Raw genomic sequence first — 24,885 nt, 5'->3', positions numbered from 1 at the left:
ATACCCACAAAAGCGTCATCCACAACACCCGGGCTCCGGCCTCGGAGGGCATCATGAGCGTCATTGAAAAGCTGCGTGAACGTATCAAGCAAAAAGGCCTGGGCCGCACCTTCGGCACGTTGTGGAAACGCTACGTGTTCTTCCATTGGGAACTGTTGTGGATGGAGCGCGACCTGGTCAGCCCGGTACCGCCGCACAAGCTGCGCCCCTACGACGGTCTACGCAAAGTCGACATCACCGCCGAGAATGCCGGCGCGTTCGCCAGGCACTTCGGTGACCGCGTGCAGACCATGGCCGAACTGGCCGACGAGGGCCACACCGGGCACATGTACCTGGACGCCGACGGCCATGCGGTCGGGTTCATCTGGGGCAGCACTCGTGACTACCACGACCGCCACTATTACGGCTGCACCTTCCCGGTCAAACCCGGCGAGTTCTTCGAGTTCGGCGGTGAAATGATTCGCGCCTACTTCGGCAGCAGCCTGTCGGTGGACGTGCAGGTCGCCCTCTGGGAAGCCATGGCCGCCCAGGGTTGCAACAAGGTGGTCGACGTCTGCGAAACCCACAACATCCCGGCGCTGAAACTGCACATCCGCATGGGCTACCACGAACAGGGCCGCGTCACCCACGTCTATTGCCTGTTCGGCAAATGGCGGTTCTTCCGCGAAACCCGCTACGAAGGCTCACGCCTCGATCCGCTGCGCAAACCGGGACGGCCGGTGGTGACGGCGGCTGCGCAGGCTTGAAACAACGAAGGCGGCCATTCGGCCGCCTTCGTAATGCTCCATTCGCGTTTCAGCGTTTTACCCCCACCCACGTAAAACACATCGGCATCTGCGCCTCACGGTTCTGGTACTGGTCATACACTTCTTCCCGGTTCGAGTGCGGGTATTCCTTGAAGTGCGTGATGGTCAGGCCGGCCTCGAGGGCGGCGGTGAAGATCGCGCCGAGGGTGTGCGCGAACCAGTAAGACTTCGCCGCCGGCTGTTCGACCTTGCCGACGTAGACGATCGGCTCCTCCTGCACGAACGGTTCTTCGCGGAAATACGAGCTGGCGAGGCGAAACGGGTCTTCGGCCTCGGGGTCGACCATTTCCAGGAACGGGTGGGTCTCGTAGATCACCAGTTGTCCGCCCGGTTTGAGGGTCGAGGCGACGTGGCGGAAGAATTCGCCGATGTCGGGCATCCAGCCAAAGACGCCGATGGTGATCAGTGCGACGTCGAAGCGACCGCGCAGCGATTCGGGCAAATGATGAATATCGGCTTCGACGAATTCGGCATTGTGCGGCGAACGCTTGTTCAGTTCGCGGGCCTGTTCGAGAAACGCGCTCGACTGATCGATACCGACCACGTTCCGTGCGCCGAGGGCGAACAGTGACAGGCTTTCGCGGCCGTTGTTGCAACACAGCTGCACGACGTCTTTGCCATCGACACCGACCTGCTCGAGCAAGCCGCGTAGGGTGTCGTCGAGGCAGGAAAAATCAGCCTGCGCGACGTCGGTCAGCAAGGCCTGCCACTCGGGGGAGTCCTGGTGATGACGGGCGGAATCGTTCCACGCCTGACGATTGCTCTCGACGGCGTTTTTATTGTTTGGCACTTCCATGGCGCACTCCGGGCGATGCTCACAATTGAGCGGCCCGAGTCTAGATCAGCCTCGCGCAGCAGGTTGTTGCGAACTTGTAAGCCGACAACACCTGCACCAACGCCTGCACCACGGACAGCTATAGTTAATAGCCTTGGGGAAATCCGCTTCCACAGGTGCTGCCATGGGAATGTTCAATCGACTGCTGTTGTCCGCCTGTCTGCTCGCCGCCACCCAGGCGCAGGCGCTGGACAGCAACTTCGACTACTACGGGTCGGACCAGCCTTTTGCCCACCCTGCTCCGCCGTCGCTGTCCGCTCAGCCGCCCCGGCCGTTCGATGACACGCCGCCACAGGACTTCATCGTCATCCCGGATCGCCGTGTTTTCCAGGACTCGCAACTGCCGACCGTGGCCGATGCGACGGTGCGGGTGTTTATCCGCACCTACGATGCCGAGCGCGGCATTTACGTCAACGACGAAGTGCTGGACCCGACGTGCGTGCTCGAATGCCTCGGCACGCCCAGCCCACGCAGCAACGCGGTCTACCACTGACGCTTGTCCGGGCGTGCCAGGCCGAGTTTTTCGATGCGGTAGCGCAGCATGTCGCGGCTCAGGCCCAGCAGGCGCGCCGATTTGGTGACGTTCCAGTCGGTCTTGTCGAGCATCTTGCGCACCATGTCGCGTTCGACTTCCGGCAGGTTCATCGATTCGGTATTGCTCGCCGGGCGCGGTTCGAAGTGCGTGTGCGGTACCTCGTGCTGATGTTGCGGTGGCAGCTCATCGCACAGGCTCATGCACACGTTCAGTTGATGAGCGGCGATGGTGTCGTTTGGCGCCAGCAGCACGGTCTGTTCGAGCATGTTGCGCAGTTCGCGCACGTTGCCCGGCCAAGTGTAACTGAGCAGCAGCTCTTCGGCCTGATCGCTGAAGTGCAGGTTCGGTTTGCCGTAACGCTTGCCGTGGCTGGCGAGGAAGTGCCGGGCCAGCAGCAGGATGTCTTCGCCACGGGCGTACAAGCGCGGGACCTTGATCGAGATGATCCGCAGGCGGAAAAACAGATCGCGGCGAAACTTGCCCTGCTGGACCATCTGCTCAAGGTTGCAATTGGTGGCGCTGATCACCCGCAGGTTGACCTTGCGCTCCTTCACCGAGCCGACCCGGCGAATGGTGCGATCCTCCAGCAATTTCAGCAGCTTGGCCTGGAGCACCAGATCCATTTCGCCTATTTCGTCGAGAAACAGCGTGCCTCCATCTGCGGCTTCCACCAGCCCGACCCGGCGGTCCTTGGCATCGGTGAACGCGCCTTTTTCATGCCCGAACAGCTCTGACTCCACCAGGTTGGCCGGAATCGACGCGCAGTTGAATTCAATGAACGGGCCTTTGCTGCGCGCGCCGTCGAAATGCAGCGCGCGGGCGACCAGTTCCTTGCCGGTACCGGTTTCGCCCTCCACCAGAACCGGCGGCAGATCGCCGTTGGCCATGCGCCGCTCGGCGTCGAGCAACTGACCGATGGTGTTCTTCAGGTGCAGCATAGGCGCCGATTCGCCGATCAGCGCCTGCACTCCGGATTTCTGCGCCTCGCGCTCCTGGTAGAACGACAGCGTGCGCTCCATCCGTTCGGTGGCCAGGGCCTTGTCCAGCAGCAGTTTGAGTTCCGGCAGCGCGACCGGTTTGGTGACGTAATGAAAGGCGCCCTCCTTCATCGCGACCACCGCGTCTTCGACGTTGCCGTAGCCGGTCATCATGATCACTTTCAGGTCCGGCGCGCTGATGCGCAGCTTCTGGATCAGATCGTGACCGCTCATGCCCGGCAGCGAGTTGTCGGTCAGGACGATGTCCGGCATGAAGCTTTCCAGTTGCCCCAGCGCGTCCTCGGCCGAGTGGCAGACCGTCACCTCGAAGTCTTTGCGCTCCAGGTAGGTCTGAATATTTTCGGCCAGCAGTTCGTCATCCTCGACCAGCAGAATGCTGTGTTCCATATTCCCCTCCCGATGCCACTCTAAAGTTGAGACTGACGCGGGTTCCTTCCTGCTCGCGGCTGGTCAGCATGACCGAACCCTGAAACCGCTCCATGATTCGCTTGACCAGCGCCAGGCCGACCCCGAGGCCGCCCTGCTTGGTGGTGAAAAAAGGTTTGAACACCAGTTGTTGCTGCTGCGCGCTCATGCCTTTGCCGGTGTCGCTCAGGGTCATGCGCACCTGACCGGCCTGCGCTGTTTCAATCTCGACACTGAGTACGCCGCCTCTGGGCATCGCTTCCAGGGCATTGGCAAACAGGCTATTGAGAATTTGCGTGAGCAGCACCTGTTGACTGACCACCGGCGGGCAATCTTGTGGTGCGAATCGCACTTCGACGCCGTTGCGCCGGATCAGCGCATCAAACGCCCCCAGGGTGTCCTCGACCGCCGCCAGCAGGTCCACCGCCTCGCCGTCGTCACTCATCGGGCGCAACGACACCAGCAGTTCGCGAACCCAGCGCGACATGCGGTCGACCTGGCTGATGATGTCGCCGATGTTGCGTTGCGCGCCGGGGCTGGCGATTTCCTGGGCCAGCTCGGCGCTGGAACGAATGGTCGCCAGCGGGTTGCGCAGGCTGTGGGCCACCGCCGAGGACATCTCGCCCAGAGCGACAAAGGTTTCATTGCTGATCAGTTGCTGCTGCTGGCTCTGCAGCAGCGTCGAGGCGCGCCGCACGATCCAGAACAAGCCGAGGTAAATCGCCGCGCCGCCGAGGATCGTCGCAGCCCAGATCGAGGCGAACCCTCGGTCGATACGGTCGACCAGATCGGCCGGCTCCTTGTAAATCTCGACCATGGCGACCACTTTGCTTTTGTCGGCGTTGAACATCGGAATGTAGTTTTCGATGAACAGGTATTTGGGTTCGCGAGAAAGCCGCTGCTCGGGTTTTTCATCGTCGATCTTGTGATAACTGGAAGACACCGGGACTTTCATCTCGAACGACTCATCCAGCTCGTCGTCGTCTTCAAACTTGACGTTGATCAGTTCGGGGTTGGTCGACCAGATGACCGTGCGGTCCAGGGCGTACACCGTGGCCAGCAGAACATCCGGCAAATGTTCGACATGATCGAGAAACTCGGCACGGGCCATTGCATGGGACAGCGGATCGACGTCGGGGTAGTTCCCGTCCTGGCGCGAGTCGAGCATCTCGCCCATGGTCCGTTGCGGCGTGATGTTGGCATGGCGCATTTCTGCATCGCCGATGGCCTGCACGAATTGCGCGGTGAGCAGCGCATCGCGCTCCACGCTTTCGGTGACCACGAAGCGCGTGGAGATATACCCCAGCCCCAGCGCCACGGCCGCGATGATGAAAAAACTGGCCAGCGAAAACCAGCGCAGCAGATTGAACTGCCCGCCCCAGCTCTTGATGGCCGCCAGCGCGAGGTTCGGTGCCGATGTTTTCTGTTCTTCCAGTCGTTGCATGGGGATGCCCTGGCGTTCTGGTATCGAGCCGGTTACAGCCGCCCTCTCTCGAATGAGTGTAGGTGGCAATGACCGTGACACACGGTTCAATGATGCTATTTAGCCGCTACTGCATTCGACTCACCGTTTCGCTGGCAGAAGCCGGTTTTACTGGCGTCAATGCCCCGTCGGCCAAGGGCTGCACGGACGGATGCTGACGCTCGGTTTCGGCACTCAGAAAGTCGATGATCGACTGCGCCGAGGCCTCGTCCAGGCGCAGATTGGGCATCGGGATACGCTCGTATTGCTCGAACAGTTGCAGTGCGACCGGATCTTTCTCCGCCAGCACACGATCCGGTTCGCGGATCCAGCGATTGAGCCAGGCCGTGTCGCGCTGACGGGTCACGCCGATCAGGTCCGGGCCGATGTTGCGCATGCCGATGCCTTCGCCATCCTGCGGGCCGAGGCTGTGACACGAAGCGCAGCGGGTGCGGAACAGTTCTTCGCCATTGCTCGGCGGACGAATCTGCGGAGCGTCGGCGTAGCTTTCTTCGGTGCTGGCCTGTTTCCAGTTCTGCAGCGTGTTGGCGAGCTGGTCGGCGAGGATCCACGGGTTCTCGAACGGCGAGGCTTTCATCCAGCGCCCGGTGCTCTGGTTGCCGACGATCAGGCTCAGGTTGTGGTCCTTGGTGCGCCCGTTGTCGACGCCTTCGATAAACAGCCCGAGCTTCTTGCGCAGCTCGGTGACGTCTTCGAACTCGCCGGTGAGGAATTTCCAGCCGGGGCCGACCTTGAAGCGTTGCGCATAGGCCTTGAGCACTGCGGGGGTGTCGCTCAGCGGATCGATAGTGATCGAGTAGAAGAAGATGTCTTTCCCGACCCGGTCCCCCAGCAGTTTCTGCACCTGGCGCAAGCGTGCGGTTTCCAGTGGGCAGGAGTCGCTGCACGAAGTGAAGATGAAGTTGATCACCACCACCTTGTCTTTGATCAGGTCATCGAAAAAGCGCACCTGCCGACCGTCCTGGTCGGTCAGCAGGGTGTTGGGGAAATAGTCGCCACCCCACGGGGTGGCGGACTCACTGGCGCCTTCGGGCTGCGCCTGATGGGCGATGAGCACCTGGCTGCCGAGCAGGCAGGTGACCAGCACCAGAATCAGGTGCATGCCCAGGGCGCGGGAGCGCGGCGTTGGCTGGTTCATGTCGGCTCCCTCCCTTTTCATGGTTTCACGGTCACTTGCGGGCCGAAGCCGTCGCCGGTGCGGAAGGTTGGCAGCGCGGCGGAGTTGACGTAGCGCACGCCATCCCAGCTCGGCAGCGGTGTCGGCATCAACTGCAGTTGCCCGGGTTTCTCGAGGTCCCAACGCAGCAGCATCGAGTTGTCCTCATGCTGGGTGTTGTGACAGTGCTCCATGTAGGTCCCGGCAAACTCGCGGAAGTTGATCGCCATCTCGACGTTGTCCAGCCCGTCGGCCTCCGAACCGATCCGGTAGACGTCCTTGCGCGCCCATTTTTCCCACTCAGGCGGGGCCTTGCCGCCACGGCTGAGGATGATCCCCTCCTCGAAGTGCACGTGCACCGGATGGCTCCAGCCCGTGCCGCCAGCCCTGATGTTCCAGACTTCCAGGGTGCCGATGCCGTTGACCCCGGCGTCGGTCGGGCCGCTGGCCAGTTTGGTCGAGGCATTCAACCGGCGTGGGTCCATGTGGAAACCGAAGCCGCCATCGGTCTTGATCGTCCACGGCGCTTCATCGGTGCCGTCGGAGCGGCCGAAGATGAAGGTCCGGTGCAGCGCTTTGGCGAGCAAGGCCTTGTCGGCAGCGTTGTCGCGGTGAATCTTCAGCGGAATCATCACCATGCCTTCGGCCTTGCCCGGTTTGGCCGGTTCGTAGGCCGCCGGGTTCATCGACAGATCCTGACCGGTATAAGCCTTGACGTTGAGTTGCAAGACCTTGCCTACCACCGGGTCACCCCGATCCCATTGCGGACCCTTGCTGGTCTGTTTGATGACTGCCAGGTATTTCTCCGAAAGCACGTCGGCCAGCGGGATCACTTCTTTCGGACCCTTGCCGTCGTCCTGGGCCTGCAGGTTGACGAAGAACAGCTTGTCGCCCGGTTTGATGCCGTTTTTCGCGAAGTTGACGATGATGTCGAACCGCTCGGCGATGCCCTGGGTCGGCAGGATCGCGTTGTGGTTCTGCTTGTCGCCGTCGGCATCGAGGTCCATCGAGCCGTCGAACGGCACGCTGTGCTCCATAATGTTGCCGTCGTTGGCGATCATGTGGAACGGCACCCGGCTGTACGACACACCGGAGTTTCTCGGTCCCTGGAATTCGCCGCCGGTGCCTTTGACTTCACGCACCAGGGCGAGCTTGAAGTAGCGCGACACCGAACCATTGAGGAGGCGGAAGCGATAACTGCGCGCCCGCACGTCGAGGGTCGGTTTCCATTGCCAGTTGACCAGCACCTGATCGCCGATGAAGCCGTCAGTGTTGAACGGGTTGAACCACAGCTGACCCTGCTGATCCCAGGCCTTGTCGGCGAACACAAGATTGACGTCGTAGTCGCGGTTGCCCCACGGCAAGGCGCTGCCGCTGGGGAAACGCAGGTTGACGCCGTCGTTCACCGATTCGTTGCCACGGTCCAGGGCGCTGTAGTAGTTCATCATCGCCGCGTTGCCCTTGTAGACGTTCTGCGCGGTGAAATCGAGCATGTGGTCGTGGAACCAGTGGGTGCTCATGGTTTCGCGCCAGTCGCCACGAATCCTGATGGTGCCGTGGTCGCAGGTCTTTTTCGCAGGCTGCAGGTCATTGACCCACAGGGTTTCCCCCGGTGCGCAGGGGAATGCAGCGCGTGGATCTTCAGCCTTGGTGTTGATGCTGTCGTAACCGGCGAGCTGGATCGGCCAGCGATAGTCGTAGTACTGCCCGGGGAAGAAGAACGCGTTGGCATAACCGTCGCTTTCCGCCGGCGCGTGGCCGTTGTGCTCGTGGGTGGTGATGGTGTGCAGACCGAAACCGCGGTTGGCGGAAGGATCGATCGGCAAGCCGTTGTAGTGCCGCATCAGCACTGGTTGGCCGTAGCGCACCATCAACAGTTTCGGCGGCAGCGTGCCGTCGAAGGTCCACACCGAGTTGTGGTCCTGCACCGGCATCGCCGGGTGGAACCGTGGGTCGACACCCTTGGCCGTGCCATCGGTCGCCGGCACGCCCGCGACGTTGTGGTACAGACCGCCGGGGCCGAATTCGCCCACCGCATAACCGTGCATCTGCCGACTGTCACGCAGACCGCCGTTCAGCCGCGCGCCGGTCTGCACGGTCTTGTAGGCGACTTGCGGGTAGAACTCGTTCCAGCGCTGATGAGCCCAGCCTTTTCCCGGTGGCCGGCCTTCGGCGGAGGAACCGATGTGACGGTTGAGAAATAGTTCGATCTGCGCCTGCCAAGGGTTGCGGTCAACCGTGTTGGCATACTGGCTCGGAAATGGCGTGAGCCCCGGTTGACGCAGAAACGCATCCAGCGCCGTGCCGGGAGGCGCGCTGCGGGCGATGTTGTTCGGGTCTTGCGCCGGCGCCGGACCGATGGCGGCTGGCGGAAAACTCAACGGCGCGGCCGGTGTGGTCGGGTCGAGTTTTTCCGGGCCGAACTCTTCGAACAGCACCAGTTGCTGAGTGAACGGCTGGGCACCGTACAGCGGGCTCGGCTTGCCGTTGGTGGGGTAATTGAAACTGGTCTGGACGGTGGGCGGCAGGATGTTTTCCGTGCGCGTCGTGTTGCGCGTGCCTTTGACCCCGTCAGGCAGATCGAAGGAGTCTACGTTGGCCTCGGGCATCGTCAGGATTGCATTGAGCGCGCCAGCGCGGTCTTCGGGCTCGTCGTAATAGGCCGACGGGTCGGACGCTTCCGGCTGATTCTCGTCGTCGATCGGGCTCGCTCGGACCGCGGACATCTGGCCCAGGGTCAACATCAGAAAGACGCTCAGTGGCGTCAACAGGAAAAGCTTTTTGGGGTCACGCATTGCTCTGTCCATCACCAGCCGCCTCATCTAAGGAAGGGGTGATGGTGTTTTGCAATTACCTCGCCAAAAAATCATTTCCAGTTGTTACAGGGACTTGCACGCGCTGTTGCATTCCCCACTCCCCGGTGACCGGGGCCTGACACCCACTGCTGGGGGAAAGTTCACCCCAATTTACTGAATGAGCTGAAACGCCAGACGAACGGTGGTGCCCTCGCCTTCACGGCTGTCCAGGCTCACGCCCCCGCCGAAGCGTTCCATGATCCGTTTGACCAGTACCAGCCCCACGCCGAGGCCGCCCTGCTTGGTGGTGAAGAACGGCCGGAACGCCATGCTGCGCTGTTCCTCGTTCATGCCTTTGCCGGTGTCGCTGAGTACAACGCTTACGCCACGGCTGTCGCTCGGTTCGAGGGTGATGGTCAGTGTGCCGCCCTTGTCCATCGCTTCCAGCGCATTGGCCAGCAGGCTGTTGAGGATTTGTGTGAGCTGCACCGGCTGGCTCAGCACCATCGGCGTCTGCTGAGGTTGAAACACCACGTGCACGCCAGCCTTGGCAATCTGCTGCTCGAACGCCATCAGGCTGTCGTGCAGCGCCGCCACCAGGTTCACCGGTTCCGGGTCGTCATTGAGCGGTCGCAACGATTGCAGCAGTTCGCGCACCCACTTCGACATGCGGTCGACCTGGCCGATGATGTCCTTGATGTTCTTCTGTGCCGGCCCCGCGTCGAACTCCAGCGCCAGCTCGGCGCTGGAGCGAATGGTCGCCAGCGGGTTGCGCAGACTGTGGGCCACTGCCGAAGACATCTCGCCCAGCGCGACAAAGGTTTCGTTGGCGATCAGTTGTTTTTGCTGGGCCGCCAGCAGAATCGCCGCCCGCCGCACGATCCAGTAAAGCCCCAGGTAAATCAGTCCGCCGCCCAGCGCGGTGGCCAGCCAGATCAGCGTCAGCCCACGTTCCATGCGGGCGATCAGGTCCTTGGGCTCTTTATAGATCTCGACCATCGCCGTGACGTTCTTGCCCTCGGCGTCGAACAGCGGGATGTAGTTTTCGATGAAGATGTATTCCGGCGGCACCACGAACTTTTGTTCTTCGCGGGCCTTGTCGACGTCGTGATAGCTGGCCGAGACCGGGATCTTTTCATCGAAGGCCCGGTCGAGGTCTTCGTCGGCATGAATCCGGGTGTTGATCAGCGCCGGGTTGGTCGACCAGATCACGGTACGGTCCGGCGCATAAATGTTGGCGAGGATCACATCTGGCAAATGCTCGATGTGATCAAGAAACTCGCCTCTGGCGCTGGCTCGGGCCTGCGGGTCGACATCGGGAAAATCGTTGTCCTGACGAGGGTCGAGCAACTCCCCCATGGTGCGGATATTGGGAATCGAGACGTGGCGCACTTCCGCCGACGCGATGGCCTGAATGAACTGCGCGGTCAGCAAGGCATCGCGCTGCACGCTTTCTTCGATCACGAACCGTGTCGACACCGCCCCGAGCGCCACCGCCACGGTGCCGATCACCGCCATGCTGATCAATGAAAACCAGCGCAACAGGTTGAACGGCTGCTTGCGCGAGTTCAGCCGCTGGCTGCCCTCCTCGACCGGTAGCGTTTTTGACTGCATGTTCATGGCGGCGACTTCCCGATACGTCCCTATAGGGTTATAGCCCACGGTTGGGTGTTTGCCCGGATGCGGGGGGTGAACGGCCCCACGTTCGGCCGATTTCCCGGTCAGGCGAAAACCGCCAGGCGTTCATGCCCCCACAATCCCCAATGCTGGGGACAGTCGCCCTATCCGGGCGTGCGCCCTTTTCCCCCACGATGAGCCTCGAACCCTTGCACCACGGGCGTTTGCCGCCGGTTGGCCAATCGTTGGTATGGAAGTTGTAAAGCCCTCAGCAACTGACCCAACCCCACGGGGCAGGTACTTCGATAGAGGGATTAACTCATGCACCCTTTACTGTCCAAAACCGCGACCGTCCTGGTCGTGAGCGCCTTGGCCCAGGGCATTGCCCAGGCCGCTCTGTTCGCCGTCGATCCGGGTCCCTACACACCGGCCAATGGCGGTTTCGCCAGCTGGTATCAGGACAGCCACGGTCGCACCCTGGATCTGTGCCTGTCCAAAGCACTCAGCTCCCGCGTACCGAGCACACCCGGCGCCCCGTCGTACATGTGCTCGCTGCTGCCGACCCCCGGCGTGTTCGATGACGCGCAGCCGATCGTGTTCCCCACCAACTTCCCCGATGAAGCGTTCTGGTTCACCGGTGAGACCACCGTCGTCGATGCAGCACGGGGAATCGACCTGACTTACGTCAGCGCCATCGAAGCCGCGTTCGCCGCCGAAGAGCCGGTGGAAGGCGATCAGGTCAGCTTTGCGCGGATCCGCATTCGCGTGGATGTGCCGACCGCCGGCACCTACGTCATCACCCACCCGTACGGCGTCGATGTGTTCACCGTCGATACCCCCGGCCGGCGCGCGATCAACATGACCCGCGACATCGGCATCGGTACCCCGCAAACCTACGACGGCGCGCTCAAGGGTGACATCGGGCCGTTCCTGCGCAGCGTCAACGGGCCGTACACCGAGACCAATCCGTTGACCGGCGCAGCCGAACAGTTTGTTGGCGATCCGAACCTCAACGAAGCGGTCACCGGCAGCCCGTTCAACACCAACTACGTACGCATCGAAGGCCCGGGCGGCATCGACCTGCGCAGCACGACTTTCGCCGTGTCCGGCAAGTTGTCGACAGTAGTGCGGCCAACGCCTCTGATCACCGAGCGCAGCACCTACTCGCGCAAGCCCGGCGAAAGCGCACCAGTGGCCCAACAAGACGTGTTCGTCAAAGCCCCGCCCGCGCCGGGCACCGCCGCCATCACCAGCAGCACGCCCGTGGTGAACATGACAGAAGCCGACAGTACCGGCAGCTGGTACGCGCAATCAGCGGTCAACCCGACTTTGCCCTCCGTGCTGCAGGTGACCGCCGACAACCACCTGGCGATCGCGACCAGCTCGCCGACCACCCTGCCCATGAACCTGACCGACCTGGTGGTGATCCAGCGCGCCGAGTACAGCCTCACTTCCGGGCAATTGACCGTGGTGGCCTCGACCAGTGACGAAACCTCGCCACCGGTGCTCACCGCCACCTCCGGCACCGGCGCCACCATCGGTGCGCTGGGCGGTGATGGCGCGGTGAAAACCCTGGCCACCGGGATCACGCCGATTCCACCGGCCAAGGTTCGGGTGACGTCGTCCAACGGCGGCAGCGATACCGAAGAAGTGGTCATCGTGCAATGAACGCTCACATGCCCAGATCCGCATCAGGAGGCATCATGAACAAGTGGCCACGCTTCGCGCTCAACGCGCTCGGGCTGACAATCTCGCTGACCGGCAGTGCGTTCGCGCAACTGGCCGCTGTCGATCCCGGCCCCTACACCTTCGCCACCGGGAAATTCCCGATGTGGTACCAGGACAACAATCAGCTGTCGATGGAACTCTGCCAGTCGCGCGCCGCCAGTTCGCGGGTGCCGGCCAGCACCCCGCCGGCCTACATGTGCACCCTGCTGCCGGAACCGGGCGTCTTCGATGACAGCCTGCCGATGGTGTTCCCGGACAACTGGCCGCCGGAAGCCTTCTGGTTCCTGGCTGAAACCGCGATCCCCAACAACGGCGCCGGTTTCGGTGTCGACGCCTACGTCGCAGGCATCGAAGCGGCGTTCGCCTCGGAAAATCCGGTCGATGGCGATCAGCAAAGCTTCGCGCGGATCCGCATCCGGGTGAACGTCCCGGTGGCCGGCACCTACACCATCACCCACCCGTACGGCGTTGAAACCGTCAACGTCACCACCCCTGGCCGGCGGGCGATCAACATCACCAAAGACATCGGCATCGGTGCGCCGGGCAACTTCAGTGGCGCGCTCAACGGTGCCATCGGCCCGTTCCTGCGCAGCATCAACGGCCCGTATACCGAAGTGAACCCGGACACCGGCGGCATCGAAACCTTCGTCGGCGACCCGAACCTCACCGAAGCGGTGACCGGCAGCCCGTTCAACACCAACTTCCTGCGGATCGATGGTCCGTCGGGCGCCGGCTCGATTCAGACCAACCTGTTCACCGTCGCCGGCAAGGTCCTCGACAATCGTCAGCAAACCCAAGTCGCCATCGACCGCGCCACCTATCGCCGGACCTCGGCCGGTGTACGCGCCGAGGTGTTCGCCAAGGCTGACAGCAGCTCGACCCTGTGCTTCCGCGAAACCGTGGCGTTGCTGCCCGGCCCACCACCGACGCCGTGCCAGACCAGTCTGCTGGGCGACAACAACGGGTTGTTCTTCGGCCAGCGCCTGGGCACCGGCACCCTGCCGTCGGTGGTGGTCGTGACCGCGACCAACCCGGCCGGCACCACCCGTCCGACCGCTGTCTCGGCCAAGCTGACCGACGTGGTGAAAATCCAGACCGCCCGCTACAGCTGGGCCAACCACAGCCTGCTGATCGAAGCCACCTCGACCGATGAAGTCGCGGTGCCGGACATGGTCGCGCAAGGTTACGGACGCCTGTCGAAAACCGGCACGCTGCAAAAAATCACCGTGGCCGACCTGACTCAGCCACCCGCCACCGTCACGGTGAAATCCGCCGCCGGCGGCAGCGATACCGAGCCAGTCGTAGTGGTCGGTGCAGCACCGGACACCGGTGAGAACCAGGCGCCACTGGCCAACGCCGACACCGGCAGCACCAGCTTCGGCTTGCCGATCACCCTCAGCCTGTTGACCAACGACAGCGACCCGGACAACAACGTGCCGCTGACCATCACCGCGTTGACTCAACCGGCAGCCGGCCAAGGTACCGTCGCGCTGAGCGGCACCACCTCGGTGGTCTACACCCCGCCAGCCGTGGTCAATACTCCGCTGACCACCACCTTCACCTACAAGGCGCAAGACAGCAAAGGCCTGGCCTCGGCCAATCCGGCGACCGTGACGGTGACCGTCGCGCCTAACCGGCCACCGACCGCCGTCGCCGACAGCGTCGCCACCCTCGGTGTCGCGATCCCGATCAACGTCCTGGCCAACGACACCGATCCGGAAGGCAACACGCCGCTGGGCGTCGCCAGCCTGACCCAACCACCGGCAGGACGCGGCACGGTCAGCACCGACGGCACGGTGATCACCTACACCCCACCGGCCACCGTGACCACGGCCTTCACCACGACCTTCACCTACATCGCCCGGGACAGCTTCAACGCCCAGTCGACGCCGGCGACCGTCACGGTGCAAGTGTCGCCACGGCCAGCGGCGGAAACCTTCACGATCACCACCTCGACCGTGCAGGCCCGTTCCGGCGGCCGCTTCAACTGGGACTTCGCCGGCACCTCGTCGGTGACCACCGGCAACACCATCACCGTGCAGGTCACCACCCCGACCGGGCTGGTAACGCTGGGCACCACCACGGTACCGGTGACCGGACGCTGGCGGCTGACGCTGAACAACACGCTGGTCGTGCCATCAGCCAACCCGACCGCCACCATCCGCTCGTCCCAGGGCACCGTTCGCACCATCTCGGTCAACACGCTGTGAGCCAACGCCCCGCCTGCTTTCGGGCCGGCGGGGCAACGCTCAACGGTTAACGCCCCACAGGATATTTGCCATGAACACGCCGACCGCCGCCCTGCTTTGCCTGCTCGCCCTGTGCGTCAGTGCGGGCGTGCGCGCCGACGACCTGATGGAAAACGACGACCTGGCGCCCAACAGCGCCGATCTCGGCGAACTGCCGCCCCCCGTGGGCCAGCAAGCCCTGATCGACCAGAACGGCCAGGTCAACCTGGCGCTGCTGTCGCAGAACGGTCAGTCGCTGCTGGGCAGGATCGTGCAGTCGGGCAGCAATCAGGAGGCGTACATCCTGCAACAAGGCAGCGACCTGATGGCCCTGATCACGCAAAACGGCTCCGGCAACGCCGCGTCCATCACGCAAACCGGCAGCCACAACCGTGCGCAGATTTCGCAAAACGGCAACAACAACGACGCCAGCATCGAGCAGGCCGGCACGGGGCTGCAAAGCGCCGTGACCCAGTCGGGCAACGGCATGAGCGTTTCGGTCAAGCAATATCGCTAAGCACTGCAATCATCGGAGAGTTCATCATGTTCAAACTGACGCCCCTCACCGCCGCCATCCTGGTCATGATCAGTGCCCAGGCCATGGCCGACGACAGCCTTTCCACCCAGAGCCAGTTCGGTACGGCCAACATCGCTGATGTGAAGCAGACCCAGGCGCCGTTCAGCACCGCGACCCAGACCCAACTGGGCCAGGGCAACAACGCCGCCGCCGTGCAGGACACCGCCACCAGCGTCATCACCCAGGACGCGGTCGGTGACTACAATGCCGGTTACGCCGAGCAGCTGTTCGAAGACAACAGCACCATCACCCAACAACAGGTCGGCGCCTTCAACACCACCCACGCCAGCCAGTCCCTGGGTTTCGGCGCCGGCAACCAGGCGCTGCAACAACAGCAAGGCACCGGCAACTTCTCGTTCGTCTATCAGGACTCGCAAAACGGCAGCGAAGGCAAGACCTTCCAGTTCGGCGACAGCAACGAAGCCAACATCGAGCAACTGTACGAAGGCACCGGCAACAGCTCGGTGATCACCCAGTACGGCACCGCCAACTACGGCACCGCCGAACAGGTCCTGCACAACGGTGGCCAGATCGGCATCAACCAGGCCGGCGAAAACAACTACGCCTACGGCGACCAGCGCAACGGCACCGGCGGCAACATCACCATCAACCAGTTCGGCAACCTCAACGGCACCGAAATCTGGCAAGACTCGCAACTGGCCAGCCAGGCCACCGTCAACCAGTACGGCGACAGCAACGAAACCGTGGTCGACCAGAGCTTCGGCGAAAACAACACCGCCGCCGTGACCCAGGTCGGCAACACCAACGCCATCTATGCCGACCAGTTCGAATCGGTCAACTCGACGCTGGCGCTGTATCAAGTCGGCAACGGCAACGTGCACTTCACCTACCAGAACGGCGACAGCCACACCCTCAACGCTACCTCGGTGGGCAACGACAACAAGGTCTACGCCAGCAACTGGAAAGGCCCGCAACATGGCGGCCAGTTCGGCAGCAACCAGCGCGCCACGGTCAATCAGACCGGCAACGGCAACATCGCCAGCTTCACCCAGGACGGCATCGGCCAGATCATGACCACTAACCAGACCGGCACTGGCAACAAAACCACGGTCAGCCAGGCTGATTCCTACAACGAGCTGTACTTCGACCAGAACGGCAGCGACAACATCCTCATCGCCGACCAACGCGGCACCACCAACCTGGTTCAAGGCTCGTCGAACGGCTCGGGCAACAGCGCCGAATTCGATCAATCCGGCACCGGCAACCAGGCCTACACCGCGCAGCTGTATGGCAGCGACAACATGATCACCGTGAAACAGGCTGACACCATGAACGTGGCGTATGTAACCCAGGGCGGCACCGGGAACATTGCCAATGTGGATCAGAGCGGGATGACGCAGACCGCGACGATTCAGCAGTTCGGGTCGGCTAACCAGGCGACGGTTTTGCAGCAGTAAGTGTTGGGTGTTGGAAAACCGCGATCTTGAGGTCGCGGTTTTTTTTGCGCTGATGATTGGGTATTGATCGTTCCCACGCTCTGCGTGGGAATGCCTCAAGGGACGCTCCGCGTTCCAACTCGCGAATTTGACGCGGAGCGTCAGGGGCTGCATTCCCGCGCAGAGCGTGGGAACGATCAATTTGGTGCTGCGGTGCAGTCCTTGTTCGACGCCTCAAGTGTCTGGTACCTGCATTGAACCTCTTCCATCAATACCTGTATTTCAGCCATCACTTGCTCATGCGGAATACTTGGACGCGGGTCGTCGATTGACGCTTGGACTTCGGCACGGAACCACCGGTCGTAGCTGGCGGCCTGCTCTTCGCTTTCGAAGTCTGAAACGATGGTGGAGATCAGGGGATCCATGGTGACTCCAGTTTGAATGTGAAAAACGCGACCCGTTGCTGGGCCGCGTTTTTTTATTGGGCATGTGCTGGATCAGCCCTTCAGCTCGACGTGATCCAAGGCCTGATTTACGGCCAATTCACCCAGCATGAGGATCTGCGCGATGCCCAGGGCGGTCTTGCGGTGGGCGGGGTCGAGGGTGGCGGCGAAGTTGTTGAGCATTTCGCTGGCCGAGCCCAGGGATTCGCTGGCGTTGGCGAGCAGGGATTCGGTGTTGTAGGCCGGGTTGGCGAGGTACATCCGCGCGGGTTCGTTGACGCTGCCCATGATGTGGGCGCCGGGGCAGAGGTAATGATCGAGGGCGCGTTCGGCGGCTTCGTGGAGTTTTTTCGAGTTGACGGAGGTGTATGGGGAGGTTGGGTCGGTTTCGGGGTTGGCTTGGGTTTCGGGTGGGTTGGGTGTTGGTTTCTTCATGATTTTTTACCCTGTATGACGGTTATAGCTGGCCCTATTCGGTTTCCAAGCGAATAGGTGGCAGCTGTACGCAGGCTGGAAACCCGGGACAGAGCAACCCGGCAGACACGAGGTCTCCTACGCACAGCCGCCATAACAAAGTGCACACCATGAGGGTGCGCAGGATACGTTATGAATGGCGCTTGTGCGCTCTGTTGTTACGCGGGTTTCCATGCCCGATCGCTGAATTGGCAGCGACCGAAACAGGCTAGAGCCCGCGCTTCCGACGGACAACCTGAAAACCTTGTGGGAAGGTTCGGTGTATTCAGACACGTTTTTAAACAGACTTCAGGACGCTGGCCCTCACCCCAGCCCTCTCCCGGAGGGAGAGGGAGCCGATCAAGTTGTTTGGGAGAGGTACGCCGACGTGAAATACCGAGTTGAATTCGGGTTTTAAAAACACATACATCTGCTCACACCAACACCAACACCAACACCAACAAGAGCGACAGGAACGCCAAAAGCGCCAGGAACAACATCAACATCAACATCAACCAACTACCACCCCAGCACGCGGCGAAGCCGCCGCACTCAACACAATGAGCGTTAGCTCGAGTAACGCTCTTGACGTGCCGGCCCCATCGGAAGGCTGAGTGGAGGGATTCATCCGGGGGTGGGAGCGAAGCGACCGTTTGGCGAAGCCAAACACATCGAGAGGAGGTGCAGCGAAGCAAACCGGAGGCGATGCCCCCGGATGAATCCCGGAGCGAAGGAACCCCGAGCCCCAGCGAGGGGCCGAACGCCGGGGCCCAGACCTTTTGGTTCCTTTTGGGGCGTTTGCCAAAAGGGACTCGCCGTAAGGGCGAAACCATAAGAAGCCGTTACCGCAGCAACGGATATGTACCCAAAACAACCAAAGAACCTGGTCGGCCCGAAGGCCGCCACGTTCACTCCGCATCCGGATCAATCTTGTTCTGAGTCAGGTACCGATTCAAAACATCATCCTGCGAAGGCGTAGAAGCATCCCCCGCCACCTGCCACAACCGCCGCTCAATCCCCTGCGCCACCATATGCCCCACCGCCGCCTCAATCGCCGAAAGCACACACAACTGCGCCGGCTCATTGGTCGTATACCCGACCTCAGCCTCAAGCAACTTCTTGAACTCGATAAACTTGAAAATCCCCGCACTGCGCGCCACCGAATAAATCGTCTTGCTGGTCATTACATTCGCCAGCACCTGCCCGCTACGCACATCCACCGCACGCAAATTCACAGTCACCTGATCCACCCGATACTCACGGGACAGATCAATCCCCAGATACCGCGCCCCTTCCCCACCGCTGCGCACGTTGGTGTCATAAGCGATGATCCCGCCCTCGAGCATCATGTTCGCCGCCTGCAACGGTGGCAGCTCGCCCTGAATGTTCACCGGCGTATTCGGTTTCTTCTGCGAAGCGCGAATGATCTTGCGTTCAGTCAGCAGGTTCTGCAGCCCTTCCCGTTCGAGCACCACAAACCAGCCGCTGGCCTGCATCGCGTCCATCAACATCGACGCCGCGCCCTGGGTGACGCTGGTGGAAAACGAACTGGCCGGGGTCGGTTTGTACTGCCCGGTCTGGTCACGGAAGCCGTACACCACCGCCATCAGCCGGCCCTTGGGTCGCGGCATTTTCAGCAAGTCGTAATAAGTGGAGGCCCTGGGGGTCAGGGTCGGGGTATCGGTGTCCTGCTCGGCCGGCATCGGCTCGCGCAGACTGCACCCTTGTAATGCTGCCAACATCAGCCCTAGCGCAATTATTTTTTTCATGTCCATCACTCCCCGGAACCGTCATCCCGTCATGGGTTGAGGCCGTTCACCTGAATTTCGGAAACTTCGCCGCTCGCTCGGTCGGTCACTTCAATCGTCAGTGCCCCCGAGTCATCAACGACGTTGACGATAAAAGCGTCGGTGGACAGGCTCCCCGTGTTGCCGGTGGAGATGTTGTCCAGCAGTTGCCCCAGCAACCGTGACTGCAATTGACTGGTGAAGCGTTCGAGCGCCGAAGTGCCGGCCACCGTCGAGCGTTTCTTGAGGTCCGGATCGTCGTGGTCGTTTTGCGCCTGGGCGTTGTTGAGCAGCCAGGTGCCGTTGAGCGGGTTGCCGCCGAACGACGGGTTGACCGGCGTGTAGACCAGTTCGGTGGCCTGGACGGCAGCGGCGCTGGCAAGCCCGATCAACAACCCCGAGATCCAGAATCCGCTGCGCCGTGAGAACGTTGTCGTGTTCATAGTTCGTCCTTCTCAAGGTCGGTGGTGTCCTGCAACAAGGCTTCCAGCTTGCGCCGGACGACCTCCAGTCGAACCGAGTCGGCGGCCTCGTAGGCCTCGTCCTTCAGTTCCACGGTGTTCGGCGGCAGGAAGCGCCGATACACCAGGCGTTGTTGATACTCGACGGTCACAAGGCTCCCCCAGCGCGCGTCGGGGCGCTCGCGCACCACCAGGTTGAAATCCATGCGGCTGGTGTCGCGCAGGCGCTCGCTGAACGAGTAGTAAAAGTCGTGGCCGATGTGCGAGATCGTGTCGTCGACGATGAAGCCCATCATTTCGTCTTCCTCGCCGGCGCTGGCGAAAGACGCCACAGCCGTGAGGATCAACGCGCACCACCATTTCCGGCTCATGGCTGCAACGCCTGCGGCAGCGCTGACTGGCCTTTTGCAGGGCCGTTGGTGCCATCAAGAAAGGCTTTCTCGGCCACGAACTGCCAGTCCGAATAACGCTGCATGCCTTCGAAATCCGACCACTGCGACGGGAAGTCCGCCTGCTTCAACGGCACCTCGGTGGAGGCACTGTTGATGCCGGTAATGCGTCCGTCGAAACCCCGCTGCAGGGCCCATTCGCCGCCGCCGATCGGGTCCGGGTAGAGCTGGCGCAGATGGTGGCGGGCTTCCGGAAAACGTTCGTCCTGCAACAGGTCGACCAGCTCTTTCGGGTACTGCGCCAGGCCAGGCGAACTGCGGTAGTAGCTGCGCAGCGCCTGGGCGTACTGGGTGCCGACCCACAGCAGTTGCTTCTCGCGATCGCGGCGCGACACGGTCGACCACAATTCGCCGGCACTGGCCAGGCCCATGCCCATGATCACGATCAGGAACAGCACGCCCAGGTAGGTGAACCCACCCTGCTCCACGTGCTTACCACTCGGAATACTGGCTGCCATCACGCGCCCTCCCGGTAGCTCCGCTCTTGATGTCGGCGACGCCGCCCGCCACACCGTCCGGTGGAGCGATCAGCACCCATTGGTCATTGCGTTCGGTGATCGGGTCCAGCGGCGCGTTGCGCAGGTAACGCATCTCCACCAGTTGCTCGATGGAATCGGGATAGCGCCCGGTGTCGCCGTAGTAGTGATCCAGCGCCTCGCGCATGGCCGACAGGCTCTGGTGCAACGTGGTCTCTTTCGAGGCCTCGAGGCTGTTGAAGTAGCGTGGCAAGGCGATGGTCATCAGGGTCGCGATGATCGCCATCACCACCATCAGCTCGAGCAAGGTAAACCCCTTTTCCCGGCGCATGAGAATCACCACTCGCGGTAAGCGATGCCGTTGAGGCCATGGCCCCGGGCGAGGGAGTAGACGTCGAACACGTCCTCGCCATCGCGCGGGTTCTGGGCCGAACTGTTGTAGGCCCGCAGGCCCCAACCGCCGTTGTCGTCACGTTTGGCCGGCACCAGCGGATCCCGCGGTATCCGGCGCAGAAAGTAGAACTTCGCACCCTTGGCACTGCGCACGTCGCGCACGCCTTCGACCAGCACTTTCAGGTTCGGCGGATAGCCGCTGCTGTTCAGGGATTTCTCGATGTAGCCGGCATCGAAGGCACGCTTGTAGGCGTCGATGCCATCGCGAATCTGATACAGCGCGGTGCGCAGTTCCTGCTCCTTGCCACGCCGTACCAGGGTCTCGGTCAGCGGCGCGGCCATGCCGGCCAGCAGGCCGATCAGGGCCAGCGTCACCACGACTTCGATCAAGGTAAAACCGCGTTGGGAGGCGTTCATGATCAAGGCTTCTCGACGGTTACACGGGTGGTGGCCACGGCCGCTTCACCGACTGCACGAGGCTGCGCGGCAGGCGCTGGCATCGAGTAGCTTTGCGAGCGATCCGGCGCCTGGATGTGCATGCTGGTTTCGGTGCCGGTGGGGAATTCCATGTCCGACGGGCTCTGGTACGGCAGGTTGCGCACGATCCGTGGGGTGATCGAGAGCACCAGTTCCGATTTGCCGATGGTGTCCTTGTTGCTGCCGAACAACCGGCCCAGACCCGGAATGTCGCCGAGGCCCGGAATCTTGTTGCCGGTGGCGCCGTGGTCGTTGCGCATCAGGCCGGCGAGGATCTGGGTTTCGCCGTCATGCAGACGCAGCGAGGTCTGGGCGTTGCGGGTATCGACCTGCACCGGAATCGTCCCCTGGCGGGTCGGCTCCAGCGGCGTGGCGTTACTCACTTCCAGAGCAATCTTGATCGCCACTTCGTTGTTCAGGTGTACGGTCGGTTGCACTTCAAGCTTCAGACCGACATCGAGGTAGGTGACGCTTTCGGTGATCACCGGGCCCTGGGTCGACGGCACCGACGTGGCGCTGATGATCGGCACCCGCTGACCGATGTGGATGCGCGCCTGTTCGCGGTTGCTGACGCGGATCACCGGGCTGGCCAGGGTGTTGATGTCGTTGTCCTGCGCGTTGATCTTGGCCTGCGGCGACGGCGAGATCGAAATCCGGCTGGAGTTGATGCCCTTCAGTTGATCGAGAATGGTCACCGCCGAACCGTCGCTGTTGACCACACCGAAGGTGTTCGGCCATTGCAGGCCCAGATCGAGAATGCGCTGGGTGGCAACTTCCATCACTTCCACTTCCAGCACCACTTCGGGGTTGGACTGGTCTTGCGATTGCAGGAGTTTCTCGGCCATGCGCACGGCGTCTTCGGTGTCGCGCATGGTCAGGGTATTCAGGCGTTCGTCGACGAACACGTCGCGAGTCTTGAGCATGGTCTTGATCATGTTCAGCGCGGTGTTGGCGTCGATGCTGGTCAGGTAGAAGGTGCGCATCACCAGCTCTTGATAATCCTTCAGCTTCTGCGGCGAGTCCGGAAAGATCAGCAAGGTGTTTTCGTTCACCACTTTCTGGTGCAGCTGGTTCTGTTGCAGCAGCAGTTGCACGGCGTCCTCGATGCGCACATCACGCACGAAGATCGTGGCTTTCATGTCCGGGCGCAGGTCCTTGTCGAAGATGAAATTGAGGCCGGCCACCTGCGACAACACTTCGAAAATGGTCTTGAGGTTGGCGTCGCGAAATTCCAGGGTCACCGGACGATCAAGCCGGGTGCGCAGTTGCGGGTACTGGATCACGTTGCGGCTCTGCACCAGACGGATGTTGCCTTGCAGTTCCAGCGCGCCGTCGTTTTTCGGGTCGAGTTCGAGGATCTGTTTGACCTGGCGGTCGGCGCCGTAGATGTCGCCCCGGCGCAGGTCACCACGGGCCAGCTCCAGCTTTTCGTCCATGCTGCGCAGGTAGTCGAGCTGGCGCAGGGCATCCTGGGCGCGGCGGTTGTTCGGCTCGATGGTCAGCACCCGGCTGTAGGCGGTGCGGGCCGAGGCGAAATCGCGGCGGGCGCGGTCGGTGTCACCGGAGGTCAGCAGCGCGGTAATGGCTTTGGCCCGTCCGCTGTTGAGCAGCAAATGCAGTTCGGTGTCGCGAGGATCTTCGCGCAGGCCTTCTTCGATCCGGGCCAACCCGGCCTCATATTGACCTTGCTCGATCAGGTCGGAAGCCTCCTTGTTGGCGACCTGCGCGGAACTGCACGCGGCCAGCCCGGCACACAGGCCGAGGCTCATCAGCAAACGGGATCTGTTCATTGCGTACTCCCCACAGACAAGGTCTGCGACAAATGCAAAGGCAGGTAGACCAGGCTCAGTTCCACATCGGAAATCGCCGCAATCTTCCAGGTGTCGTCGATCACATCCCCGCTGCGCACGACGTAGATTTTCTCGCCGTCCTGCAAGAACACCTGCAGATCGCTGCGGTCATGCAGCCTGCCGACGAACTGAAACGGCACCGGTGGCAGGCTCGGGGCTTGCACCACCGGGGTCGGGTTGATCGCTTGTTCGGTGACCGTCGCCAAGGTCGGCGCGGCCTTCCAGGATTTGCTCGCAAACAGGTCGCCAGCCGGGCTCAGGTCCTTGATCGGCGCTGCATTCGCCTTGGCGCTGCTGGCGGGCAAGGCGCCACGGGCGCTGGCTTTGACCGGGCTGGCCACGGCGACTTCGGTCGAATCCGCCTCGTCGCTCGGCGAGAAATATTCCGGCAACCAGGCCAGTGCCGCCGCCACGCCGAAGAACGCCACCCAGCCGGTTATGCGTTTGGTGTCCATCACGACCTCGACAGGTAGAGGGTCATACGGATCCGGCCGCTGAGGTCGGTGTCGGCAATCTTCTTGCGTTGAAACTCGACGTCTTCCACCACCACCGCCGGCAACTGGCCGAGCAAGGCGTGCAAGAAGCGGCGCAATTGCGGGTAGCTGCCGCGCACCGGCAACAGGATCTGGTAGCGCGCCAGATGGGTCTTGGGATCGACGCCGAGGGCGTATTCGCCGCGCGCCAGGGTGATGTGTTCCTGCGCGGCCAGCGCGTAGATGCGGTCGATGGCGACGGTGGCCTGCGGCTGGGCCGGCAGCTTGTTACGGAAATCATCCAGCTGACGTTGCGGCACCACCGGCGGCGCGATGCTGCCGTCCTCGACCTTGGCCAGGTATTCGGTGGCTTCCTGGGTTTGCTGGCTGAGCTGTTGCAGCGATTGCCAGCCCGGCAGCAAACCGCCGAGTGCCCACGCCAGCGTGACCAGCAGCAGCGCCAGACCGGCCAGGCCCGGAACACCGAGGCCTTGCAGGTATTCGTGAACGATCAGTCTAGGGATTCGCATCGCCTATCTCCCAGGTCGCCGACAGGTTGAATTGCACCGGTTGCTCCGGCGATTTGACGACGATTTCGTGGCTCAGCAGCGACACGTCGGACAGCTCGTCACTGGCCTCCAGCCGTTTGTGGAAATCCAGCATCGCTTGCAGATCCCGCGCCTCGGCGCTGATCCGCACTTGGCCCTTGCGGGCATCCGGGGTCAGGGTCAGCAAGGCAATGTCGTCGCGCGGCATGGCTTCGAGCATGGCGAACAGGCGTTCCCAGGGCCGGCGCAGTTGCTGCGAGACCTTGCGCATTTCGGCGAGGTTCTGCGCCTGTTCGCGGGTTTCCGCCGGGCTCAGTGTTGTCTTGCTGCCGCTGTCGCCGGTGAGCTGGCGCTGGGTGTGTTGCAAGTGACCTTGTTGTTGTTCGGCCTGATCGCCGAGGTGCTGCTGCACGCCGAAGCACACCAGCGCGAGCAACACACCGCCGCCGAGCAGGCTCCAGCCCAACGGGCCGGAACGCGGACGAGGCTGGAAGTCGAGGTTCAAGGCGCGCATG

Annotated in this window: 24 protein-coding genes; 6 read left to right on the top strand and 18 right to left on the bottom strand. The window is 62.3% G+C overall.

Annotated elements, in window-relative coordinates; all coding sequences use genetic code 11:
* Nucleotides 1-53: 53 nt before the first annotated feature.
* The gene (locus L6D82_RS23265; RefSeq protein WP_236191740.1) at nt 54-746 is read left to right on the top strand and encodes a GNAT family N-acetyltransferase; all 693 of its coding nucleotides are present in this window, start codon (nt 54-56) and stop codon (nt 744-746) included.
* Nucleotides 747-795: 49 nt separating this feature from the next.
* Here the strand turns inward: L6D82_RS23265 and L6D82_RS23260 are convergent, their stop codons facing one another.
* A complete protein-coding gene (locus tag L6D82_RS23260; RefSeq protein WP_236191739.1) occupies nt 796-1,602 on the bottom strand; it encodes a class I SAM-dependent methyltransferase in 807 nt (268 codons plus the stop codon).
* Between the two features lie 163 nt (nt 1,603-1,765).
* On the opposite strand from L6D82_RS23260, the gene L6D82_RS23255 reads away from it, so the two are divergent.
* Entirely contained in the window at nt 1,766-2,134 is a 369-nt protein-coding gene (locus tag L6D82_RS23255; protein ID WP_085748450.1) for a hypothetical protein, read from the top strand.
* Here L6D82_RS23255 and L6D82_RS23250 read toward each other — a convergent pair.
* From L6D82_RS23250 to L6D82_RS23230, 5 genes are all read right to left on the bottom strand, one after another.
* A complete protein-coding gene (locus tag L6D82_RS23250; protein ID WP_011333449.1) occupies nt 2,125-3,561 on the bottom strand; it encodes a sigma-54-dependent transcriptional regulator in 1,437 nt (478 codons plus the stop codon). The two genes, L6D82_RS23255 and L6D82_RS23250, sit on opposite strands and share 10 nt — an antisense overlap.
* The gene (locus L6D82_RS23245; RefSeq protein WP_085748452.1) at nt 3,530-5,023 is read right to left on the bottom strand and encodes a sensor histidine kinase; all 1,494 of its coding nucleotides are present in this window, start codon (nt 5,021-5,023) and stop codon (nt 3,530-3,532) included. The genes L6D82_RS23250 and L6D82_RS23245 overlap by 32 nt, the downstream gene beginning before the upstream one ends.
* A 106-nt stretch (nt 5,024-5,129) precedes the next feature.
* On the bottom strand, nt 5,130-6,200 hold the full coding sequence (locus L6D82_RS23240) for an SCO family protein (protein WP_236191738.1): 1,071 nt from the start codon (nt 6,198-6,200) through the stop codon (nt 5,130-5,132).
* Nucleotides 6,201-6,217: 17 nt separating this feature from the next.
* Nucleotides 6,218-9,025 (bottom strand): multicopper oxidase domain-containing protein, encoded by a 2,808-nt coding sequence (locus L6D82_RS23235; protein ID WP_236191737.1) that lies wholly within the window; start codon nt 9,023-9,025, stop codon nt 6,218-6,220.
* 159 nt (nt 9,026-9,184) lie between these two features.
* Nucleotides 9,185-10,633, bottom strand: coding sequence for a sensor histidine kinase (locus L6D82_RS23230; RefSeq protein WP_236191736.1), 1,449 nt, complete (start codon nt 10,631-10,633; stop codon nt 9,185-9,187).
* A 318-nt stretch (nt 10,634-10,951) separates the two neighbouring features.
* On the opposite strand from L6D82_RS23230, the gene L6D82_RS23225 reads away from it, so the two are divergent.
* The 4 genes from L6D82_RS23225 to L6D82_RS23210 all read left to right on the top strand — a co-directional run bounded on the left by L6D82_RS23225 (nt 10,952) and on the right by L6D82_RS23210 (nt 16,581).
* Entirely contained in the window at nt 10,952-12,298 is a 1,347-nt protein-coding gene (locus tag L6D82_RS23225) for a hypothetical protein (RefSeq protein WP_236191735.1), read from the top strand.
* 35 nt (nt 12,299-12,333) lie between these two features.
* Nucleotides 12,334-14,568 carry an Ig-like domain-containing protein gene (locus L6D82_RS23220; protein WP_236191734.1) on the top strand — a complete coding sequence of 745 codons (2,235 nt, stop codon included), beginning with the start codon at nt 12,334-12,336 and terminating at the stop codon, nt 14,566-14,568.
* A gap of 70 nt (nt 14,569-14,638) precedes the next feature.
* The gene (locus L6D82_RS23215; protein ID WP_064595177.1) at nt 14,639-15,103 is read left to right on the top strand and encodes a curlin; all 465 of its coding nucleotides are present in this window, start codon (nt 14,639-14,641) and stop codon (nt 15,101-15,103) included.
* 26 nt (nt 15,104-15,129) lie between these two features.
* Nucleotides 15,130-16,581 carry a curlin gene (locus tag L6D82_RS23210; protein ID WP_102688528.1) on the top strand — a complete coding sequence of 484 codons (1,452 nt, stop codon included), beginning with the start codon at nt 15,130-15,132 and terminating at the stop codon, nt 16,579-16,581.
* A gap of 176 nt (nt 16,582-16,757) precedes the next feature.
* On the opposite strand, the gene relB is transcribed toward L6D82_RS23210, so the two are convergent.
* The 12 genes from relB to L6D82_RS23150 all read right to left on the bottom strand — a co-directional run bounded on the left by relB (nt 16,758) and on the right by L6D82_RS23150 (nt 24,884).
* Nucleotides 16,758-16,985: a type II toxin-antitoxin system RelB family antitoxin gene (gene relB / locus L6D82_RS23205; RefSeq protein ID WP_102688527.1), complete on the bottom strand. Its 228-nt coding sequence runs from the start codon at nt 16,983-16,985 to the stop codon at nt 16,758-16,760.
* A 72-nt stretch (nt 16,986-17,057) separates the two neighbouring features.
* A complete protein-coding gene (locus tag L6D82_RS23200; RefSeq protein ID WP_236191733.1) occupies nt 17,058-17,438 on the bottom strand; it encodes a DUF6124 family protein in 381 nt (126 codons plus the stop codon).
* Between the two features lie 926 nt (nt 17,439-18,364).
* Nucleotides 18,365-19,225, bottom strand: coding sequence for a CsgG/HfaB family protein (locus L6D82_RS23195; RefSeq protein ID WP_064378912.1), 861 nt, complete (start codon nt 19,223-19,225; stop codon nt 18,365-18,367).
* Nucleotides 19,226-19,254: 29 nt separating this feature from the next.
* Complete coding sequence (locus L6D82_RS23190; protein ID WP_007956141.1) at nt 19,255-19,686, bottom strand: curli assembly protein CsgF; 432 nt, start codon at nt 19,684-19,686, stop codon at nt 19,255-19,257.
* Nucleotides 19,683-20,075: a curli production assembly/transport protein CsgE gene (gene csgE / locus L6D82_RS23185; RefSeq protein WP_085748464.1), complete on the bottom strand. Its 393-nt coding sequence runs from the start codon at nt 20,073-20,075 to the stop codon at nt 19,683-19,685. Before csgE ends, L6D82_RS23190 begins: the two co-directional genes overlap by 4 nt.
* The gene (locus L6D82_RS23180) at nt 20,072-20,611 is read right to left on the bottom strand and encodes a type II secretion system protein (protein WP_007956138.1); all 540 of its coding nucleotides are present in this window, start codon (nt 20,609-20,611) and stop codon (nt 20,072-20,074) included. The genes csgE and L6D82_RS23180 overlap by 4 nt, the downstream gene beginning before the upstream one ends.
* Nucleotides 20,586-20,960: a type II secretion system protein gene (locus L6D82_RS23175; protein ID WP_011333435.1), complete on the bottom strand. Its 375-nt coding sequence runs from the start codon at nt 20,958-20,960 to the stop codon at nt 20,586-20,588. Before L6D82_RS23175 ends, L6D82_RS23180 begins: the two co-directional genes overlap by 26 nt.
* 5 nt (nt 20,961-20,965) lie before the next feature.
* Complete coding sequence (locus tag L6D82_RS23170) at nt 20,966-21,439, bottom strand: type II secretion system protein (protein ID WP_039769040.1); 474 nt, start codon at nt 21,437-21,439, stop codon at nt 20,966-20,968.
* A gap of 2 nt (nt 21,440-21,441) precedes the next feature.
* Nucleotides 21,442-23,289, bottom strand: a complete 1,848-nt coding sequence (locus tag L6D82_RS23165) for a secretin N-terminal domain-containing protein (protein WP_236191732.1) — start codon at nt 23,287-23,289, stop codon at nt 21,442-21,444.
* Complete coding sequence (locus L6D82_RS23160; protein WP_102718817.1) at nt 23,286-23,804, bottom strand: hypothetical protein; 519 nt, start codon at nt 23,802-23,804, stop codon at nt 23,286-23,288. Before L6D82_RS23160 ends, L6D82_RS23165 begins: the two co-directional genes overlap by 4 nt.
* Nucleotides 23,804-24,352, bottom strand: a complete 549-nt coding sequence (locus L6D82_RS23155) for a GspMb/PilO family protein (RefSeq protein ID WP_011333432.1) — start codon at nt 24,350-24,352, stop codon at nt 23,804-23,806. The genes L6D82_RS23160 and L6D82_RS23155 overlap by 1 nt, the downstream gene beginning before the upstream one ends.
* On the bottom strand, nt 24,339-24,884 hold the full coding sequence (locus L6D82_RS23150) for a PilN domain-containing protein (RefSeq protein WP_007956129.1): 546 nt from the start codon (nt 24,882-24,884) through the stop codon (nt 24,339-24,341). The genes L6D82_RS23155 and L6D82_RS23150 overlap by 14 nt, the downstream gene beginning before the upstream one ends.
* Nucleotide 24,885 lies beyond the last annotated feature (1 nt).

The sequence above is a fragment of the Pseudomonas paraglycinae genome (assembly GCF_021601625.1).
Classification (GTDB): domain Bacteria; phylum Pseudomonadota; class Gammaproteobacteria; order Pseudomonadales; family Pseudomonadaceae; genus Aquipseudomonas; species Aquipseudomonas paraglycinae.
This window is presented reverse-complemented; position numbering and strand designations above follow the sequence as displayed.

What these genes read in the sequence shown, in the direction of transcription:
- L6D82_RS23265 (WP_236191740.1), top strand. Translation starts at nt 54, where the DNA reads ATGAGCGTCATTGAAAAGCTGCGTGAACGTATCAAGCAAAAAGGCCTG.
- L6D82_RS23260 (WP_236191739.1), bottom strand. Translation starts at nt 1,602, where the DNA reads ATGGAAGTGCCAAACAATAAAAACGCCGTCGAGAGCAATCGTCAGGCG.
- L6D82_RS23255 (WP_085748450.1), top strand. Translation starts at nt 1,766, where the DNA reads ATGGGAATGTTCAATCGACTGCTGTTGTCCGCCTGTCTGCTCGCCGCC.
- L6D82_RS23250 (WP_011333449.1), bottom strand. Translation starts at nt 3,561, where the DNA reads ATGGAACACAGCATTCTGCTGGTCGAGGATGACGAACTGCTGGCCGAA.
- L6D82_RS23245 (WP_085748452.1), bottom strand. Translation starts at nt 5,023, where the DNA reads ATGCAACGACTGGAAGAACAGAAAACATCGGCACCGAACCTCGCGCTG.
- L6D82_RS23240 (WP_236191738.1), bottom strand. Translation starts at nt 6,200, where the DNA reads ATGAACCAGCCAACGCCGCGCTCCCGCGCCCTGGGCATGCACCTGATT.
- L6D82_RS23235 (WP_236191737.1), bottom strand. Translation starts at nt 9,025, where the DNA reads ATGGACAGAGCAATGCGTGACCCCAAAAAGCTTTTCCTGTTGACGCCA.
- L6D82_RS23230 (WP_236191736.1), bottom strand. Translation starts at nt 10,633, where the DNA reads ATGAACATGCAGTCAAAAACGCTACCGGTCGAGGAGGGCAGCCAGCGG.
- L6D82_RS23225 (WP_236191735.1), top strand. Translation starts at nt 10,952, where the DNA reads ATGCACCCTTTACTGTCCAAAACCGCGACCGTCCTGGTCGTGAGCGCC.
- L6D82_RS23220 (WP_236191734.1), top strand. Translation starts at nt 12,334, where the DNA reads ATGAACAAGTGGCCACGCTTCGCGCTCAACGCGCTCGGGCTGACAATC.
- L6D82_RS23215 (WP_064595177.1), top strand. Translation starts at nt 14,639, where the DNA reads ATGAACACGCCGACCGCCGCCCTGCTTTGCCTGCTCGCCCTGTGCGTC.
- L6D82_RS23210 (WP_102688528.1), top strand. Translation starts at nt 15,130, where the DNA reads ATGTTCAAACTGACGCCCCTCACCGCCGCCATCCTGGTCATGATCAGT.
- relB (WP_102688527.1), bottom strand. Translation starts at nt 16,985, where the DNA reads ATGGATCCCCTGATCTCCACCATCGTTTCAGACTTCGAAAGCGAAGAG.
- L6D82_RS23200 (WP_236191733.1), bottom strand. Translation starts at nt 17,438, where the DNA reads ATGAAGAAACCAACACCCAACCCACCCGAAACCCAAGCCAACCCCGAA.
- L6D82_RS23195 (WP_064378912.1), bottom strand. Translation starts at nt 19,225, where the DNA reads ATGAAAAAAATAATTGCGCTAGGGCTGATGTTGGCAGCATTACAAGGG.
- L6D82_RS23190 (WP_007956141.1), bottom strand. Translation starts at nt 19,686, where the DNA reads ATGAACACGACAACGTTCTCACGGCGCAGCGGATTCTGGATCTCGGGG.
- csgE (WP_085748464.1), bottom strand. Translation starts at nt 20,075, where the DNA reads ATGAGCCGGAAATGGTGGTGCGCGTTGATCCTCACGGCTGTGGCGTCT.
- L6D82_RS23180 (WP_007956138.1), bottom strand. Translation starts at nt 20,611, where the DNA reads ATGGCAGCCAGTATTCCGAGTGGTAAGCACGTGGAGCAGGGTGGGTTC.
- L6D82_RS23175 (WP_011333435.1), bottom strand. Translation starts at nt 20,960, where the DNA reads ATGCGCCGGGAAAAGGGGTTTACCTTGCTCGAGCTGATGGTGGTGATG.
- L6D82_RS23170 (WP_039769040.1), bottom strand. Translation starts at nt 21,439, where the DNA reads ATGAACGCCTCCCAACGCGGTTTTACCTTGATCGAAGTCGTGGTGACG.
- L6D82_RS23165 (WP_236191732.1), bottom strand. Translation starts at nt 23,289, where the DNA reads ATGAACAGATCCCGTTTGCTGATGAGCCTCGGCCTGTGTGCCGGGCTG.
- L6D82_RS23160 (WP_102718817.1), bottom strand. Translation starts at nt 23,804, where the DNA reads ATGGACACCAAACGCATAACCGGCTGGGTGGCGTTCTTCGGCGTGGCG.
- L6D82_RS23155 (WP_011333432.1), bottom strand. Translation starts at nt 24,352, where the DNA reads ATGCGAATCCCTAGACTGATCGTTCACGAATACCTGCAAGGCCTCGGT.
- L6D82_RS23150 (WP_007956129.1), bottom strand. Translation starts at nt 24,884, where the DNA reads ATGCGCGCCTTGAACCTCGACTTCCAGCCTCGTCCGCGTTCCGGCCCG.